This is a genomic window from Verrucomicrobium sp. 3C (genome assembly GCF_000379365.1).
In the GTDB taxonomy this organism is placed as follows: Bacteria; Verrucomicrobiota; Verrucomicrobiia; order Methylacidiphilales; family Methylacidiphilaceae; genus Methylacidimicrobium.
Genome location: NZ_KB901875.1, coordinates 55,975 through 69,553, shown reverse-complemented (window position 1 = coordinate 69,553; position 13,579 = coordinate 55,975). Strand labels below are relative to the sequence as shown.

The following is a 13,579-nucleotide window of genomic DNA, read 5'->3' as shown; positions in this document are numbered from 1 at the left end:
GGCTTCGGTGCTCAGGGGGGGAGCCGAGAAGCGACATCGCTCCCAGCAGGCGGCCCTGCTTCAGCCGGGCAGCGGACAATTGGTCGCGGACGACCGCGTCATCGAATCGGAAGGACGGCCAATCGGGTTCTTCCCAGAGGTGCATATTCACCGCAACTATTGACGCGTCACCCATTCGTTCGGAGACGCCCGCACATCGCTCAGATAGGAGCGAAGCGCCGCAATGGTCTTTTCTTCGAGACACTCGGGCATTAACCTATGCGCCGAGCAACGGCCGAAGCTTGGCCGTCACTTCGGCTATGACCTGCGGCGGCGCCTCGGCCGCGAATTGGGCGCGGCGCGCGGCCCAGTCAACGCTTTTCACGTGGTCGGCGAGGACCATACCGGAAATCGAAAGCCCTTCGGGTAGGGCGACCTCGAACGGATAGCCTTTGGCCTGGTTGGTTATCGGGCAGAGCAGCGCCAGGCCCGCGCGCCGGTTGTACGGCGCCGGCGAAAGCACCAGGGCGGGACGGCGGCCAGCTTGTTCATGGCCGGCCTGTGGATCGAAGGTGAGCCATATCAAGTCGCCGCGCTCGGGCACGTAGCGAGCCGGGCTCACCAGCTCTCCTTGCCCATCGGTTCGCCCCAGTCGGTCTCACCGTGGCGGTTTTGGGGCGTTATCCCGGAGACAAGCTCTTCCAGTTTGTATTCCGGCCGCGCCGGCGTCAGCACCAGCTTGCGGCCCGAGAGCTTGACCTCGACGGTCGCCCCTTCGGACAGGCCCACCTCTTCGACGTAGGCCTTCGGGATCCTGATGGCGAGGCTGTTACCCCATTTCGAGACTTGCGTGCGCATGGCTTCGTTTGTCTTCTGGATATACAAAAGATATACTGGCTTTGACCGCAAAGAGCAAGGCGTAATGATCAATTCTTACCGCATTCAGTTCAACCGCTGGGCAAACGGCTTCCAGCCGGAGCCGGTGCCACCCAGTTGCATGGCAACCATTTGCGACTGCAAGGTCTTCTCAGCGGCGGCGCATTTCAGCAGTTCGCGTTGGGCGTTCTCCATGCCTAAGTCCCAACGGGCCTAAAGCTCGATCAACTAAATCGCAGCTACGGCCAACCCGAAATCGAAGTCGCGATCATCCGCTGGGCTGTGAAGGAGATCGAATCCCGACTTCTCGACGGACCCCTTTCGGCAATAGGGACTACCAAGGTCGCAGACCTTGAATTTAGGGGAAGCGTGGCTACCGGAAATTGAGAAAACCGCCGGACACAAGATGCGCGCCAACCAGGTTGAGCGTTGCCGAGAACCGTTCCGCTCCGCCACAGCTTCGACCGACCGGATCAGCCGGGAGCCCCTCAGGATCCTATTCGATTGGGCTGGCGGCCAGCACAATCCGGTGAAGGAAGCGGTCGAAAAACTCGCGGAACAAGGCGTGATTGTCGGGTGGACGTCACTGGCCCGATGATTGAAGCGGAATAAGTTGTGTAAAAACGACGACAGACCATGCGTGATAAGCACGCCATCATCCAGCTTGTGCAATCGATCTACTTCGGCTGACGGGTGGAGAGCACCCTGACCCAGGCGGGAACCATCCGCTCAGCTGGCACCCGCCCGCCCAGCGACGGCTGAATGACTCCAGCACGAGGGAAGACAGGGAAGCATGAGCCGCGGATCCGAAGATCGACGCAGAAACCTCTGTGATGAGGGAAAGCACGATCGATCGGGTCCCGAACCGGAAGCGGGCGAGGGCGGCCGCGGTAGGGGCTTTCCGCTCCCTGGGTCTGGACAGTCCGGCTCTCGGACATGCGATGCGGGCATTCCTGGCGGAAAAGCCGGTGGAACGGCTGGCCGATAGTCCGGACGACCGGATCCGGGAGGAGGCAACCCGATTCCTTGATGCGATGCCGGCGCTTTCGCCCGATATCGCCGGCTGATCGAAATGCGGGGAATCCCTCCTCATGCCTGCCGGCGACTGGCAGTACGGGTAACGAAACCATTCGGCTGGAGGCGCGGCGCGGGCCTCCCGCGGACGCGGAGAACGCCAGGGAGAGGAGGGCTTCCGCGGATTCGCGGACGGAGCGGATAGCGGACGTCCGGAACCGCCGGGCCCGGGCTGGATCGCCGTCGAACTGGCTCCGCGGGAAACCGTATGGGAGATTCGAGAGCGGTTCGCCTTCCTCCGCCCGCGCCCGGGAAGGGGGCGGGGAGCCCGCCGTAGGAGAGGATTATGGGCAAAGAGAAGCGGAATTTCGATGCCGCCATTGAGTGGAGACGGGAAATGCTTGGGCGGCTCGGCGGGCTGCCGGAGCCGAGCGTCGCTGACAAGGAGTGGCTTGATCTCCTCAAGGAGGAAAGCCGCAACTCGGTGATGCTCGAGGGGTATTTCGTCTCCGAGGAAGAGATCGAGCGGGTTCTTTCCTCCGGACGGGCGGAAACCGGAAACGAAAAGGCCTTCTACGGCTATTTCAAGGCCGCCCGATTCGCTTACGACTTGGCCTACCGGTGTTGGAAGGAGAACGCCTTCCTCTTCGACATCCCTCTGATTCGGTCGATCAATTCCTTCGTGGCGGGAGAAGGGATACTCCGGTTCGGCAACGTGAGAATCGCCGGCGCGAAAATTACGCCGCCGGATCCGTCCCAGATCGAACCATGGCTGAAGTTTTATATAGCCTATGCGGAATCGGCCAAGGCGCATCCGTCCGAAGAGGCCCTCGCTCGGCAGCATGTTCTCTTCGAGTGCATTCACCCGTTTCCGGACGGTAACGGGAGGACGGGAAGGATACTGACCAACTACCTGCTGGTTTCCTGCGGGTTTCCCCCGATCGTGCTGAAGGGGGATGAGGAAAGCAGGAAGGCTTATCTGAAGGCAATCGAGGAAGCGGAAAGGGCATTGGCTTCGGTCCTCGACGAGAGCTTCGACTGGGAAAATGTCGCCTCCGCCATGGCCGGGATGGAGGCGGGCAGGCTCGCCGCGTTGATCGGGCGGCAACTCAAGCTGAGCGTGGAGCGGATCATCGTGTCGCTGGGCGGAGAGCGAGGAGTTGCAGGCGGTCCTTCGCGATCGGGAAAGGGGCGGGAAGCGAGGGAAGAGTCGACGTTGGAAACGGGGAGGACGATCGCGGACGCGATCGAGGACCGGAGAATCGGAGAAGAGAATCAGGGAATTGTGAACTCCGAGTAACCAAGCGTCTCGGATCGTGCAATCGCCCCCCCGTTCGAACCCTGCGAAAAGGCAGCCGTCGCGTCGGGGAGCGAAGATAGCAGGACGCGGCTGCACCGGGAGCCGCCAGGAGCGAGGAACTCTCGCAAGCACCGTTCTTGGGGATGCAAAGTGCCGTGTTTTGGGATGCGGAATGCATCGCAATCCCGTTAGGGAGCGGTGCAGATGGGATCTACGAGAGATCAGGCCCTAAAAGGGACTGAACTCACGTCCCCGCAAGCGCTACATCCTGTCCCGCGGAAGGGGTCGCTTCGTGCCTTCTCGCGAGGGAGCGCCGCGAAATCGCACATTGCAAAAAAGGATGACATACGTCTGAAAAATAGCCTTGTGCAACAGTATGTTCATATTAAAACAGGTGAAACATGATTCTCACGGTCGGCAACACGAAAGGCGGAGTCGGCAAGACGACGCTCGCGGTGAACCTGGCGATAGCCCGGGCCCGGGCCGGCCGGGACGTCTGGCTCATCGACGGCGATCGTCAGGGCACGGCCCAAACGGCGATCAGCCTGCGGGCGGAAGCGGGCCGGCAGCCCGGAATCGCGTGCGCCACCTATCCGGACGGCCCGACGCTGCGCTCCCAGGTCCAGCAGCAGCGGGCCAAGTTCGACGACATCATCATTGATGCGGGCGGGCGCGACTCGACCTCTTTGCGGGCCGCCCTCGTGCTGTGCGACGTGCTCCTGGTGCCATTTCAGCCGCGGAGCTACGACGTTTGGGCCTTGGGCGACATCGCTGCGCTCGTGAACGAAGCCCGGAGCATCCGTGACGGACTACGGGCCTTCGCCGTCCTGAACTGCGCCGATCCCGGCGAAACCTCCTCGGATAACGCGGAGGCCGCGGCCGCGGTGACAGACGTGCCGCCTTTCGAGTACTTGGCGACCCCGATCCGCCGCCGGAAGGCTTTCGCCAATGCCGCCGGCGCGGGGCTTTCCGTCCTCGAGCTCAAGCCTCAAGACCCGAAGGCGACCGCCGAGCTAACCGCACTGGTTAACGCATTGTGTAAATCGTAAAGTGATATGAAAAACACTGTAATATAGGTGCCTATGGCGATTGTGCGACCGAAACCGAAAAACGCGGAGGCCTTCATTTCCGGTGCACCCGATGCGGAGCCCAAGCCAAAGGGCGTCAGAAAAGGAAAGAAGCAGCAAATCAGCCTGACCATCGCACCCGCCCTCTTGCGGAAGGTGGATGAGTTGGCCGCCGAGATCGGCCAGTCCCGCGCCGCGGTGATCAACCTGGCGATTCACCGCGCCGTCGAGCACGGCCTGGAAATCGAGGGATTGCGGAAATAGACTCTATTAAGGGGCTGACCAATACGATAGTCGATGCGGTGACCAAGAGTTCTACGCGTCCTGACGCCGGGCCTTTGGCTTTTATGCGCGGCGTTCTGTGCCAGATGGCGCTACTTCGCAAGAGAGTAGAGGGACGCAATTTCCTTCGGCGCTTGGGTGCGGCATGGGTAAACGTGCAGGCTGGCTTCCTTGGCCTAGTCGAACAGCCAATCCCGTGCGGCGTAATGCCTCGATTCATCTTGGGATGGGCCTCCACGTTCGCCATTCGGAACTGAACGAAAGAAATGCCGATCGGCAATACGGCCGCTCACTTTTTGCGCTTAATTGGTCTAGAGGGGATCAGATGGGATTGTGCGACACTGCGGAACCAGATGCGCGCCCTGGCTGCTTGCAGGTTTCAATTCGGATTCTGGGGTCGAACGTACAATTACCAACCGATCGAGCAGTTTTATCCCTGGCTGATCGGCGACCCACCCGAGCATCCGCTGATCGCGCCGCGGAGAATGATTCTCTCGGAAGCCTATTACCACGACATCATGGAAAGCGCTGTGCCGCTCGACACCAGGACTTTGCAAGCGCTTGATGGCTCGTGTCTAGCACTCGACGTGTACTGCTGGCTTGCGCACTGGCTACACCGGAACGGAGCCAGCCCTGTCGTTCTGCCATGGAAAGACCTGCACGAGCAGTTCGCCCAGGAGGGCCAGGGGAAAAACGCTGACGAAGACTTCAGGAGGACGTTTTTGCTCGCATTGCAGGAAGTGTTAACGGTCTACCCGCAAGCCAAGGTGAAGCCAATCACCGACGGGCTGCTGGTCATGGGTTCGCCTCCTCCGATCCAGAAACACAACGGAGACTGAACAAGTCGGCGAACTGGGAAAGTTAATAGGTTCAGGAGAGGTGCGTCCACCGTTGTGGGTAGATCGCCCCCCCCTCGGGTGTGCAATCGCCCCCCTGAACCCGATGGGTGTCTTCGGTAGCTAGGCAATCAAAAGAGAGAGGTACCGCTGCGCGATCCCCCCCCGGCGCCAACGCGCTGGCTCGCCCTCCAGACAGTCATCCCAGCCTAGGGCGAGGTACATCGCCCCCCCTGTCTAGGTTCAGGTGGGGTAGATCGCCCCCCCTGTCTAGGCGAGTCGCCCTAGGCGGCCATACGGGAAAGCGAGGATGCGGTGGCTGATTGTCCGGTGGATCTTGTCCAGCTCGCGCTCAGCGGCTGGATCAAGTTCAACCTTCCATGCCATAGCGTCGCATCACTTCTTCGATTGGCACGGGTTGTGTCTTGCCCGCACGAATGTCGATCAGCCGTTGCTCCGCGAGATACAAATCTTCGAGATCATCTAAATGCTCGAGAATGGCTTCGCGGGCGTAGAAAGTCTTGGTGCGCCCAGTAGCTCTGGCGAGCGCCGCCAGGCGTTTTTCCACTTCGGCAGGCAGTCGGATGGCAAGCATGTCTGGTTTCCTGCGGATCGCTATACAAGTATATACAAGTATAGCTAGCCTCCACTTGGATGCAGCGGTGCGTGCAAATCAGAGCACGCCTTCCCGCTTTCTGAGATGAACCTCACCTGAAACAATGAGGAGGCAAAATATTAGTCTAGAAACCGCTTCCATTGGTCGGACGTACTGGGAGCACCTCAAAGCTCGCTCAACTGGATCGGGCAGCCGGGTTGCATGGGCGGCTGGTCTGGGGAGTTTGCACAGCCCCCGATGGTTCCAAGGAGCCATGCGTCCGCGCAAAATACCCCAGCATGTACAGTTACCGGGACGTGACCGACGAAAACGGGCATCGGTACGTTGTCCCCGAGTTCAAGGAGTTCAAGACTGAGGCTGGCGGGAAGCCATCTCCCAAAAAGCCCTAGTGGAACTTCCTTGAAGTAGTCCACATAGCAACTGGATGATCGGTTCGTTGACGACGGATTCCAAGCACTCGATGCCGATGGCGCCCAATCGCGTGTGGACGGGGCGACGTCACGCACATCCGGCCCGGAGGGCTACAGCTCACCAATTTGCTTTCGCGAGAACTGGATCAGCAGGAATGAGAATCAGCAATCCATAGCAATATGAGAATGGCTCACTGGAAGGCGAAATTTGACGGGCACCTCACTTGCCGCCGCCGCAGCCACCAGGCTTGACCGCTTCGATGGTGGCGGAAACAACGTAGTCCGTCACGTTGTGGCCCGGCGCCCAGTCCTTGATGAACTCTTTTGACTCATCCTTCGGCTGAATACGGATCTGCTCAAAACCAGTCTCGCGCATCATTGCTTCCAGGTCATCGATCAGGGCGGCGTTGCCTGTGCAGCCGGCAATGAGGCCGGCATCGTTGCGCATCTCCTCGGGTAGTTCGACGGTAGCGACAACATCCGAGATGGCCAGTCGTCCGTCCGGCTTGAGTACGCGGAAGGCATCACGGAAAACCTGGGGCTTGTTCGGCGACAGGTTGATCACGCAGTTGGAGATGATCACGTCGGCGGTCACATCGGCAATCGGCAGGTGCTCAATCTCGCCGAGACGAAACTCCACGTTTTCATACCGCCCCTTCAGCGCGTTTGCGCGCGCCTTGGATACCATGTCCGGAGTCATGTCGACGCCAATGACGCGGCCGCTGCTACCAACCTCGCGAGCGGCAAGGAAGCAGTCAAAACCGCCACCTGAACCCAAATCGACTACTGTTTCGCTAGACTTGAGTGCAGCGATGGCCTTGGGGTTGCCGCAGCCAAGACCCATATCGGCACCGGATGGGACCAGATCAAGATCTGCCTGGCTGTAGCCTAGACGGGTAGAAATGAGGGTGTTGATCGCACCATCGTCGGTGGGGCCGCAGCAACTGGTGCCACCACCGCAGCCTTGCCTCTCGTTGTTTGCCTTCGCTACCTGGGAGTATTTCTCGCGCACGCTCTGACGGTATGCGTCGTGGTCGGCGGCGGACGGACTCTTATCGGTAACAGCGGAAGTGCCGCAACAGGTGTTCTGTTCGCTCATGGGTTTGTTCCTTGTATCTTTCGGTTGTGCGGGCAGCTCGGCAAAGAACGCGGAGAGCTGCTCAAGGGTTTGCGGGGCCACCCAGCACTCAACCTGCTTGCCCTTGCGCGCCATCTGGACCAGACCGGCGCGCTTGAGCTCTTTCAGGTGATGAGAGAGGGTGGAGATCGAAATATCGATGTCTGCGCCAAGCTGGCCGACGCTGTAACGCACCGCATCCTCGGTACTACAGCTTGTGCCGGGTGGGCAGCAACTGGTGAGGCGGCGGAACAGGGCTAAGCGGTGAGGATTGCTCAACGCCTTGAACTGCGCGGCGAAGGAGTCGACATCATTACGATGATTCGACATGTTTCGAAGTATAGAGAAACCAGCTAGCGGAGTCACGCGGTTTTCGTTCGTTCGCCGCTGCCTTGAGACGGGTTGTATGCTGGAACCTCAGCTAGCGATAGCCCGGGCGCGGGCCGTCCGCGACGGGTGGCTGATCGACGGAGACCAGCAAGGCACGGCGCAAACCGCAATCAGCATTCGTGCCGAATCGGGCCAGCAGCCCGGAATCGCGTGCGCCACCTATCCCGACGGCCCGACGCTCCGCGCCCAGGTCCAGCAGCAGCGGGCCAAGTTCGACGACATCATCATCGACGCGGGCGGGCGCGACTCGACCGCTTTGCGGGCCGCCCTCGTGCTGTGCGACGTGCTTTTGGTGCCATTTCAGCCGCGCAGTTACGACGTTTGGGCTCTCGACGACATCGCTGCGCTCGTGAACGAAGCCCGGAGCATCCGTGACGGACTACGGGCCTTCGCCGTCCTGAACTGCGCCGATCCCGGCGAAACCTCCTCGGATAACGCGGACGCCTCGGCCGCGGTGACAGACGTGCCGTCTTTCGAGTACCTGCCGACCCCGATCCGCCGCCGGAAGGCTTTTGCCAATGCCGCCGGCGCGGGGCTTTCCGTCCTCGAACTCAAGCCTCAAGACCCGAAGGCGAGCGCCGAGCTATCCGCACTGGTTAACGCATTGTTTAAAGCGTAAAGTGATATGAAAGCAATATAAGGTAGGTGTCTGTGGCGATTGTGCGACCGAAACCGAAAAACGCGGAGGCCTTCATTTCCGGTGCCCCCGATGCGGAGCCCAAGCCGAAGGGCGTCAGAAAAGGAAAGAAGCAACAAATCAGCCTGACCATCGCGCCCGCCCTATTGAGGAAGGTGGATGAGTTCGCCGCCGAGCTCGGCCAGTCCCGCGCCGCCGTCATCAACCTGGCGATTCACCGCGCCGTCGAACACGGCCTGGAAATCGAGGGATTGCGCAAAGAGCCGTGAGCGAAAGACGCGTCGGGCCGGAGACAACAAGCATCGTCGCTCAGGATACGCCAGCAGCGTGCAATCGCACCCCCCTGTCCAGGCGTGGAGTTCGCGAAATCGCCCCCCCCGGAAGTCGCGTCCGTAGCGCTCCTTCGCCGTCATGAAATCGCGATGACGCTGCACCCGAAGAGCCGCAAGCGGAAACCTCCGCCACCCGCTCCCTTTCCGGTAGACAGAGCCGCCTCCGGCTTTGGAAGCTCGCATTGAGCGCCGCGCGAACGCTCATATAGCCGCCACAGGCGCGCTTCTGGTAATCTCGCAATATGAGCAAGGTTCAGCAAATCGAAGATCTGGTGTCCAAGCTCTCACCGCAAGACCTTGAGCGCTTCCGTGCTTGGTATGCCAAATTCGACGCCGACGCATGGGACCGCCAGATTGAGCGCGATGCTGCTGCTGGCAAGCTGGATCGTCTGGCGGAAGAGGCACTTCAGGCGCATCGTGCTGGCAGTACCAGCGCTCTGTGAAGCACTCTGCCACACCGGCGTTCTGGAAGGCTTACGCATCACTTCCAGCGCAGGTGCAGCGGCTCGCCGACAGGAACTATCAGCTTCTCATGGCCAACCCGAATCATGCCTGCTCCACTTCAAGCAGGTGGGGCGCTTCCGATCGGTTAGAGTCGGGCTGCACTATCGGGCGCTGGGTGTGCAGGCTCCGGACGAGGTTGTTTGGTTCTGGATCGGCAGCCACGCGGAGTACGACAAACTCGTCGGCGGCTAACAGGTCAATCCAGCGGACGCCGTACCGGCGCCGCTGATTTCTGGCGTTAGGCCGCTCAGGAACGTTGTGGCAAACCCATTCTCAGTTGCCAGTGCTGTGCTGAGTGCAATCGCGGCTCTGTTGCACCTGGGCTGCATCTTCTCTGGAGGCGAGGAATGCCCAGATTTGGCGGCCAACAAGTATCTCTGCATGAGCGCCGCCCGCCTGGCGGGCCTGGAAGTGCCGGAGTTCTGGTTGTCGAACGATCGGCGGCTCTTCGTCATGCGCCGGTTCGACGTCTCTCGAAAGGAACTCTGTCTGAAGGATGTAGCATCCTTCGGACACTCCTTGCGTCTGTCCGAAACATGTAGCATCTTTCGGACATGACGAGCTTGGCGCAAGACACCGATCTCCGTTCCCGGCTGCTCGCCCGGATAGCGTCCAACCCGGACGAGGTCTGGACGCCAGGCGACTTCGCCGATCTCGGCGGCCGCGCCGTCATCGACAAGACTCTCCAGCGCCTTACCGCCGCAGGCGATCTGCGCCGCATCGATCGAGGTCTATACGATCGGCCGCGAAAGAACGAGCTGACTGGCCATCCGACCGTGCCCGACTATCGCGCCGTCATTCGCGCCGTCGCCCGCCGCGCCCGGCTGCGTATTGTCGTCGATGGCATGACCGCCGCCAACGATCTCGGGCTCACCACGGCCGTCCCCGCCCGGATCGAGGTTTTGGCTGACGCGCGGCTGAAGCCGATCAAGCTCGGCAACCAGGAGATCCACTTCAAGTTCGCTGCGCGCAGCCGCCTCTATTGGGCCGACCAGCCAGCCATGAGGGTCGTCCAGGCCCTATATTGGATGCAGGACCTGTTAGCCCAGGACAGCGAGCGTCAGCGCGTCCAGATCGCATTGCGACGCCTGCTCGCCGATCCCGAGCATGGGCAAGCGATCCGCAAGGATCTCCGCGCAGGACTCTCCGCCCTGCCGATCTGGATGCAGGAGTTCGTTCGGCGGCTGCTCGCTTCCATCGAGGCCACCAAGGTGGGTTCACGAGCCCCGAAGCCTACAAACAGTGAAGTACTCCCTAAAAATCCGACCAGTGGTTAAGCTAAGAAAAGGAAGCCACTGGAATGTGAGACAAGACAAGCGAACGGCCGCGCCAAGGGCACCGCGAGGAGCTCGAGGCAAATGGCCGGCGCGGCGCTGCGCGAGGGCTTGCGACACTACCCGCTCAAGCCCCGATGTCTTCGCGCATGCAGGCACTTCCAGGCCAACATCGGTATGCTACCTATCCGAGCACGGATGTCGGAATCGATATCGAGCAGATCGGCAACAACTTCTCCCCGATCCAACACGCCGTCCAAGAATTCGCGCTCATTCTCCGTCAGCGCGAAGAGGAAGGCCAGCCGCTCGCGGCAGAGGGTGACGGTCTCCTCCATCCATGTGTCGATGTCTCCCTTTTCGCTAAAACGGTCTCGCGGAAGGCAGATCGAAAGCTTCTGCCGAAACTCGCGTGGATCGCCTCGGATCGCGTCGAGGGATGCGGTCCGCCAGTCGCGGCGCGCGCACGCGCCGATGGCGAGAAGGGCGGCCTTCACCTTCCTCCAGTCGAGCCCGTCGATCAACAGGATGCGACGAGCATCGAAAAGGTCGCGGGCCGCCTGCCGATCCACGAGCGCGACCAGCTTGCCGGCGACAATCTCGTGGAGATCCAGGACCAGAACTCCATAAGCGCGTATTCCGCCGAGCGGGATCGAGTCCATCCGCGCGACACCAAACAGCGGTTGCCGCGCCATGTAGCTCACGTCCACTTCCAGGGTACCGCTGCCGCCGAGCGCCGAAGCGTAGCGGCCGATCCATTTGCCGCCGGCATGCTCCTCGGGCTGGCGCCGGACGGCATAGCCCTGGGAAGCGAGGAGGCGGCTGATCGCGGCATCGACGCTCGGCCTCTCCGACTCCATCACGGCGCGATCGAGCGCGCCGACATAGTTCAAGTCGATATCGACGGACAGCCGATCGAGGCTGAGGTGAAACAAGTTGAGCGCCGTTCCGCCCTTCAGGGCGAGCCGTTCGGAGAGGACCGGATCATGCGCGATTTCCTGGAGCAGATCGAGGAGCCGCAGGACCTTTTCCAGCGTGGCCGCCTGATGGCCCGTCTCTCCGGCGAGACGCTGCAGGGTCTGGGCGGAAGGAGCGGTCATGGGAGTCCCTCGAACGGGCGCTCGATCACCTCGATGGGGAGGATCACGTTCCACCCTTTGGCCGATCGCCCCGCGTTCGGCTTGGCGCCCAAGGCATAGCGAGGCCGGGGCGGCGCGAGCAGCCGCAGTTGGTCGATGACGCTCTCCGGCACGCCGAGCCGGGTCTTCTCGCGTTCGAGCCAATATCCCAGGGCGCCGGAGGCCGCCGCGTTGCCGAGCGCTCGCGCGAACCGGAGCAGGGCGGTCGCGTCCACGCGCGGAACCAGATCCAGGGAGTTAAAGAGTTCTTCTGGGCCGCCGGCCAGGTCATAGCGGTCGAACAGGTCGGCGATCGTCCGTTCCAGCGTCGTGACCCTGACATCCAGTCCCAGGCGATCGACGGTGGTGACGCCATCGGGCGGAGCGAATCCATGCGGTGGCTTGACGAAGCGGCAGAGGAAATCGGCCGTTTCGAAGGCCCCGGGCTCGCCCGGAGCGATCACCTGGACCTCTTGGCCGTCCGTATAGGCATAGCCAAGCAACTCGAGCGCCGAGTGATAGGCGATCACACCGTCCCGGCGCAGGCGAGACGCTGCCAGGAAGCGGTCCACGATCCATTGGTCGGCGGCGGCATGCTTGGGGACGGAGGCGAACACGCCGCGGGCAATCCGCCGGATGTTGCCGGCGCGAAGGTGTTGGCTGAGCATCGCCGTGACGACCCTATCGTCCGGGCGACGGCCTACGGCCTTGGCGTATTCCGGTCGAGTGAAGACCGGATGGGCACTGAAGAACGGGGCGGATATGAGTTGCGGCATGAATGCAAGGTCTGTTGCTTTAAGTAGCGTAAAGCTATATGTAAAATATAACTGAATACGGCAACAACGAACTTTTGGTGCCGGGACGATTTGCGAGAGAGGAACGCCAGGCCTGTATTGTCGCGGGCAGGCTCCGGGCGCTCCAACCCGAGCACCGTTCACGCTTCCTGCCGTCGCTCACGCCGTCACCCTGACAGCTTAAATGTGGCTCGCGCCGACGGAAGTGGAAAAGGTGGACACTAGTACATCGACTCATAAGTTCGCAGCAGCATATTCGGCTTGGAATTGCTGGGTGAGCTCGATGATGTGCTGAAGCTTTTCCGGCCCTTTAGTCCAATGGAAGGGCTGGCAGTGATCATTGTATTTGGCGAAGTAAGCCTTGAGGAAGCGCTCTAAGTCCTTGCCCGATTTGTGAACAGACTGTTGAAGGCCCTGTCGGGTCAGGATGCTGAAGAAGCATTCGATGAGGTTTACCCAGGAAGCATGGGTCGGCGTATAGTGAAAGCTGACGTTAGGGTGAAGCCTGAGCCAGTTTCGGGCCTTTTCATAGAGTTCCTGCAAGGAAACCTGCGATTTGAATCGCGGGAGGAATTGCGGTTGCTGGGAACGCGATATGTGACGTAGGATTCCAGATGTGCAACGAGTTGTCACCAATCGCAATTGTGTTTACCAAACTGCATACCATGTGGTATGGTGCCCAAAGTATCGGATCGACGTGTTGACGGGACCGGTGGCCGAGGAAATGCGAGCGATGCTGGATTCGATTTGCGCGGAAAGAGATTGGCCGATGATCTCCAAGGAGATTCAGCCGGACCACATCCATCTGTTTCTCAGCATTCCTCCCGCCATTGCCGTGGCCGACGCCGTCAAGGTGCTCAAGGGCGTTACGGCTCGCTTGCTGTTTCAACGGTTTCCAGCACTTAAGGAGCGGTTGTGGGATGGACATCTCTGGTCTCCATCCTATTACGTCGGCACCGCCGGCAATGTCAGCGCGGAAACCATCCGTCGCTACATCGAACGATCCGAACACGTCACCAAGAGGCGATAGGCCATG

The 13,579-nt window shown here is 60.9% G+C and carries 20 protein-coding genes and 3 pseudogenes; 13 read left to right on the top strand and 10 right to left on the bottom strand.

The features are described from left to right. Nucleotides 1-76 precede the first annotated feature (76 nt). The 4 genes and pseudogenes from A37A_RS21945 to A37A_RS21670 form a co-directional block, all read right to left on the bottom strand. Nucleotides 77-145 (bottom strand): annotated as a pseudogene (locus A37A_RS21945) (hypothetical protein); the annotation flags it as partial. Between the two features lie 111 nt (nt 146-256). Beyond that, nucleotides 257-604, bottom strand: a complete 348-nt coding sequence (mazF, locus tag A37A_RS0100480) for an endoribonuclease MazF (protein WP_026195560.1) — start codon at nt 602-604, stop codon at nt 257-259. Next, nucleotides 598-837, bottom strand: coding sequence for an AbrB/MazE/SpoVT family DNA-binding domain-containing protein (locus A37A_RS0100475; protein ID WP_020493816.1), 240 nt, complete (start codon nt 835-837; stop codon nt 598-600). Before A37A_RS0100475 ends, mazF begins: the two co-directional genes overlap by 7 nt. 84 nt (nt 838-921) lie before the next feature. After that, the gene (locus tag A37A_RS21670; RefSeq protein WP_018289590.1) at nt 922-1,050 is read right to left on the bottom strand and encodes a hypothetical protein; all 129 of its coding nucleotides are present in this window, start codon (nt 1,048-1,050) and stop codon (nt 922-924) included. A gap of 211 nt (nt 1,051-1,261) precedes the next feature. On the opposite strand from A37A_RS21670, the gene A37A_RS0100465 reads away from it, so the two are divergent. The 6 genes from A37A_RS0100465 to A37A_RS14795 all read left to right on the top strand — a co-directional run bounded on the left by A37A_RS0100465 (nt 1,262) and on the right by A37A_RS14795 (nt 5,357). Continuing rightward, on the top strand, nt 1,262-1,453 hold the full coding sequence (locus A37A_RS0100465; protein WP_020493814.1) for a hypothetical protein: 192 nt from the start codon (nt 1,262-1,264) through the stop codon (nt 1,451-1,453). Between the two features lie 235 nt (nt 1,454-1,688). After that, nucleotides 1,689-1,922: a hypothetical protein gene (locus A37A_RS0100460; protein ID WP_018289588.1), complete on the top strand. Its 234-nt coding sequence runs from the start codon at nt 1,689-1,691 to the stop codon at nt 1,920-1,922. Between the two features lie 293 nt (nt 1,923-2,215). After that, nucleotides 2,216-3,169 carry a Fic family protein gene (locus tag A37A_RS14800; RefSeq protein WP_020493813.1) on the top strand — a complete coding sequence of 318 codons (954 nt, stop codon included), beginning with the start codon at nt 2,216-2,218 and terminating at the stop codon, nt 3,167-3,169. A gap of 401 nt (nt 3,170-3,570) precedes the next feature. Further along, nucleotides 3,571-4,218, top strand: coding sequence for an AAA family ATPase (locus A37A_RS0100450; protein WP_018289586.1), 648 nt, complete (start codon nt 3,571-3,573; stop codon nt 4,216-4,218). Between the two features lie 33 nt (nt 4,219-4,251). Next, nucleotides 4,252-4,500, top strand: a complete 249-nt coding sequence (locus A37A_RS0100445) for a CopG family transcriptional regulator (protein WP_018289585.1) — start codon at nt 4,252-4,254, stop codon at nt 4,498-4,500. A gap of 284 nt (nt 4,501-4,784) precedes the next feature. Continuing rightward, complete coding sequence (locus A37A_RS14795) at nt 4,785-5,357, top strand: replication protein RepA (protein ID WP_018289584.1); 573 nt, start codon at nt 4,785-4,787, stop codon at nt 5,355-5,357. Between the two features lie 367 nt (nt 5,358-5,724). On the opposite strand, the gene A37A_RS0100435 is transcribed toward A37A_RS14795, so the two are convergent. The 3 genes and pseudogenes from A37A_RS0100435 to A37A_RS21940 all read right to left on the bottom strand — a co-directional run. Then, the gene (locus A37A_RS0100435; protein ID WP_018289583.1) at nt 5,725-5,949 is read right to left on the bottom strand and encodes a DUF6290 family protein; all 225 of its coding nucleotides are present in this window, start codon (nt 5,947-5,949) and stop codon (nt 5,725-5,727) included. Nucleotides 5,950-6,600: 651 nt separating this feature from the next. After that, nucleotides 6,601-7,479 carry an arsenite methyltransferase gene (locus A37A_RS18675; RefSeq protein WP_343122726.1) on the bottom strand — a complete coding sequence of 293 codons (879 nt, stop codon included), beginning with the start codon at nt 7,477-7,479 and terminating at the stop codon, nt 6,601-6,603. Nucleotides 7,480-7,605: 126 nt separating this feature from the next. Continuing rightward, a pseudogene (locus A37A_RS21940) lies at nt 7,606-7,827 on the bottom strand (ArsR/SmtB family transcription factor); the annotation flags it as partial. A gap of 76 nt (nt 7,828-7,903) precedes the next feature. On the opposite strand from A37A_RS21940, the gene A37A_RS0100420 reads away from it, so the two are divergent. From A37A_RS0100420 to A37A_RS0100400, 6 genes and pseudogenes are all read left to right on the top strand, one after another. Then, the gene (locus A37A_RS0100420; protein WP_018289581.1) at nt 7,904-8,506 is read left to right on the top strand and encodes a hypothetical protein; all 603 of its coding nucleotides are present in this window, start codon (nt 7,904-7,906) and stop codon (nt 8,504-8,506) included. A gap of 32 nt (nt 8,507-8,538) precedes the next feature. Then, a complete protein-coding gene (locus A37A_RS0100415; RefSeq protein ID WP_020493810.1) occupies nt 8,539-8,793 on the top strand; it encodes a hypothetical protein in 255 nt (84 codons plus the stop codon). Between the two features lie 305 nt (nt 8,794-9,098). Then, on the top strand, nt 9,099-9,299 hold the full coding sequence (locus A37A_RS18670; protein ID WP_018289579.1) for a hypothetical protein: 201 nt from the start codon (nt 9,099-9,101) through the stop codon (nt 9,297-9,299). Next, nucleotides 9,296-9,552, top strand: a pseudogene (locus A37A_RS14790) (hypothetical protein). Before A37A_RS18670 ends, A37A_RS14790 begins: the two are co-directional and overlap by 4 nt. A gap of 66 nt (nt 9,553-9,618) precedes the next feature. Then, the gene (locus A37A_RS20345) at nt 9,619-9,918 is read left to right on the top strand and encodes a HipA domain-containing protein (RefSeq protein ID WP_343122719.1); all 300 of its coding nucleotides are present in this window, start codon (nt 9,619-9,621) and stop codon (nt 9,916-9,918) included. Then, entirely contained in the window at nt 9,915-10,637 is a 723-nt protein-coding gene (locus tag A37A_RS0100400) for a DUF6088 family protein (protein ID WP_018289577.1), read from the top strand. The genes A37A_RS20345 and A37A_RS0100400 overlap by 4 nt, the downstream gene beginning before the upstream one ends. 116 nt (nt 10,638-10,753) lie before the next feature. Here the strand turns inward: A37A_RS0100400 and A37A_RS0100395 are convergent, their stop codons facing one another. The 3 genes from A37A_RS0100395 to A37A_RS0100385 form a co-directional block, all read right to left on the bottom strand. Beyond that, the gene (locus A37A_RS0100395; RefSeq protein WP_018289576.1) at nt 10,754-11,731 is read right to left on the bottom strand and encodes a nucleotidyl transferase AbiEii/AbiGii toxin family protein; all 978 of its coding nucleotides are present in this window, start codon (nt 11,729-11,731) and stop codon (nt 10,754-10,756) included. Further along, entirely contained in the window at nt 11,728-12,525 is a 798-nt protein-coding gene (locus A37A_RS14785; RefSeq protein WP_018289575.1) for a hypothetical protein, read from the bottom strand. The genes A37A_RS0100395 and A37A_RS14785 overlap by 4 nt, the downstream gene beginning before the upstream one ends. Before the next feature lie 252 nt (nt 12,526-12,777). After that, a complete protein-coding gene (locus A37A_RS0100385) occupies nt 12,778-13,086 on the bottom strand; it encodes a transposase (protein ID WP_018289574.1) in 309 nt (102 codons plus the stop codon). A 73-nt stretch (nt 13,087-13,159) separates the two neighbouring features. On the opposite strand from A37A_RS0100385, the gene tnpA reads away from it, so the two are divergent. Then, the gene (gene tnpA, locus A37A_RS0100380) at nt 13,160-13,573 is read left to right on the top strand and encodes an IS200/IS605 family transposase (protein WP_081616143.1); all 414 of its coding nucleotides are present in this window, start codon (nt 13,160-13,162) and stop codon (nt 13,571-13,573) included. Nucleotides 13,574-13,579 lie beyond the last annotated feature (6 nt).

Excerpts from the sequence above, each read along its gene's own strand:
- A37A_RS14800 (WP_020493813.1), top strand. The coding sequence starts at position 2,216 with ATGGGCAAAGAGAAGCGGAATTTCGATGCCGCCATTGAGTGGAGACGG.
- A37A_RS18670 (WP_018289579.1), top strand. The coding sequence starts at position 9,099 with ATGAGCAAGGTTCAGCAAATCGAAGATCTGGTGTCCAAGCTCTCACCG.
- A37A_RS14795 (WP_018289584.1), top strand. The coding sequence starts at position 4,785 with ATGCCGATCGGCAATACGGCCGCTCACTTTTTGCGCTTAATTGGTCTA.
- A37A_RS14785 (WP_018289575.1), bottom strand. The coding sequence starts at position 12,525 with ATGCCGCAACTCATATCCGCCCCGTTCTTCAGTGCCCATCCGGTCTTC.
- A37A_RS0100475 (WP_020493816.1), bottom strand. The coding sequence starts at position 837 with ATGCGCACGCAAGTCTCGAAATGGGGTAACAGCCTCGCCATCAGGATC.
- A37A_RS0100460 (WP_018289588.1), top strand. The coding sequence starts at position 1,689 with ATGAGGGAAAGCACGATCGATCGGGTCCCGAACCGGAAGCGGGCGAGG.
- A37A_RS0100450 (WP_018289586.1), top strand. The coding sequence starts at position 3,571 with ATGATTCTCACGGTCGGCAACACGAAAGGCGGAGTCGGCAAGACGACG.
- A37A_RS0100445 (WP_018289585.1), top strand. The coding sequence starts at position 4,252 with ATGGCGATTGTGCGACCGAAACCGAAAAACGCGGAGGCCTTCATTTCC.
- A37A_RS0100420 (WP_018289581.1), top strand. The coding sequence starts at position 7,904 with ATGCTGGAACCTCAGCTAGCGATAGCCCGGGCGCGGGCCGTCCGCGAC.
- A37A_RS0100395 (WP_018289576.1), bottom strand. The coding sequence starts at position 11,731 with ATGACCGCTCCTTCCGCCCAGACCCTGCAGCGTCTCGCCGGAGAGACG.
- A37A_RS0100435 (WP_018289583.1), bottom strand. The coding sequence starts at position 5,949 with ATGCTTGCCATCCGACTGCCTGCCGAAGTGGAAAAACGCCTGGCGGCG.
- A37A_RS0100465 (WP_020493814.1), top strand. The coding sequence starts at position 1,262 with ATGCGCGCCAACCAGGTTGAGCGTTGCCGAGAACCGTTCCGCTCCGCC.
- A37A_RS21670 (WP_018289590.1), bottom strand. The coding sequence starts at position 1,050 with ATGGAGAACGCCCAACGCGAACTGCTGAAATGCGCCGCCGCTGAGAAG.
- A37A_RS0100400 (WP_018289577.1), top strand. The coding sequence starts at position 9,915 with ATGACGAGCTTGGCGCAAGACACCGATCTCCGTTCCCGGCTGCTCGCC.
- A37A_RS18675 (WP_343122726.1), bottom strand. The coding sequence starts at position 7,479 with ATGAGCGAACAGAACACCTGTTGCGGCACTTCCGCTGTTACCGATAAG.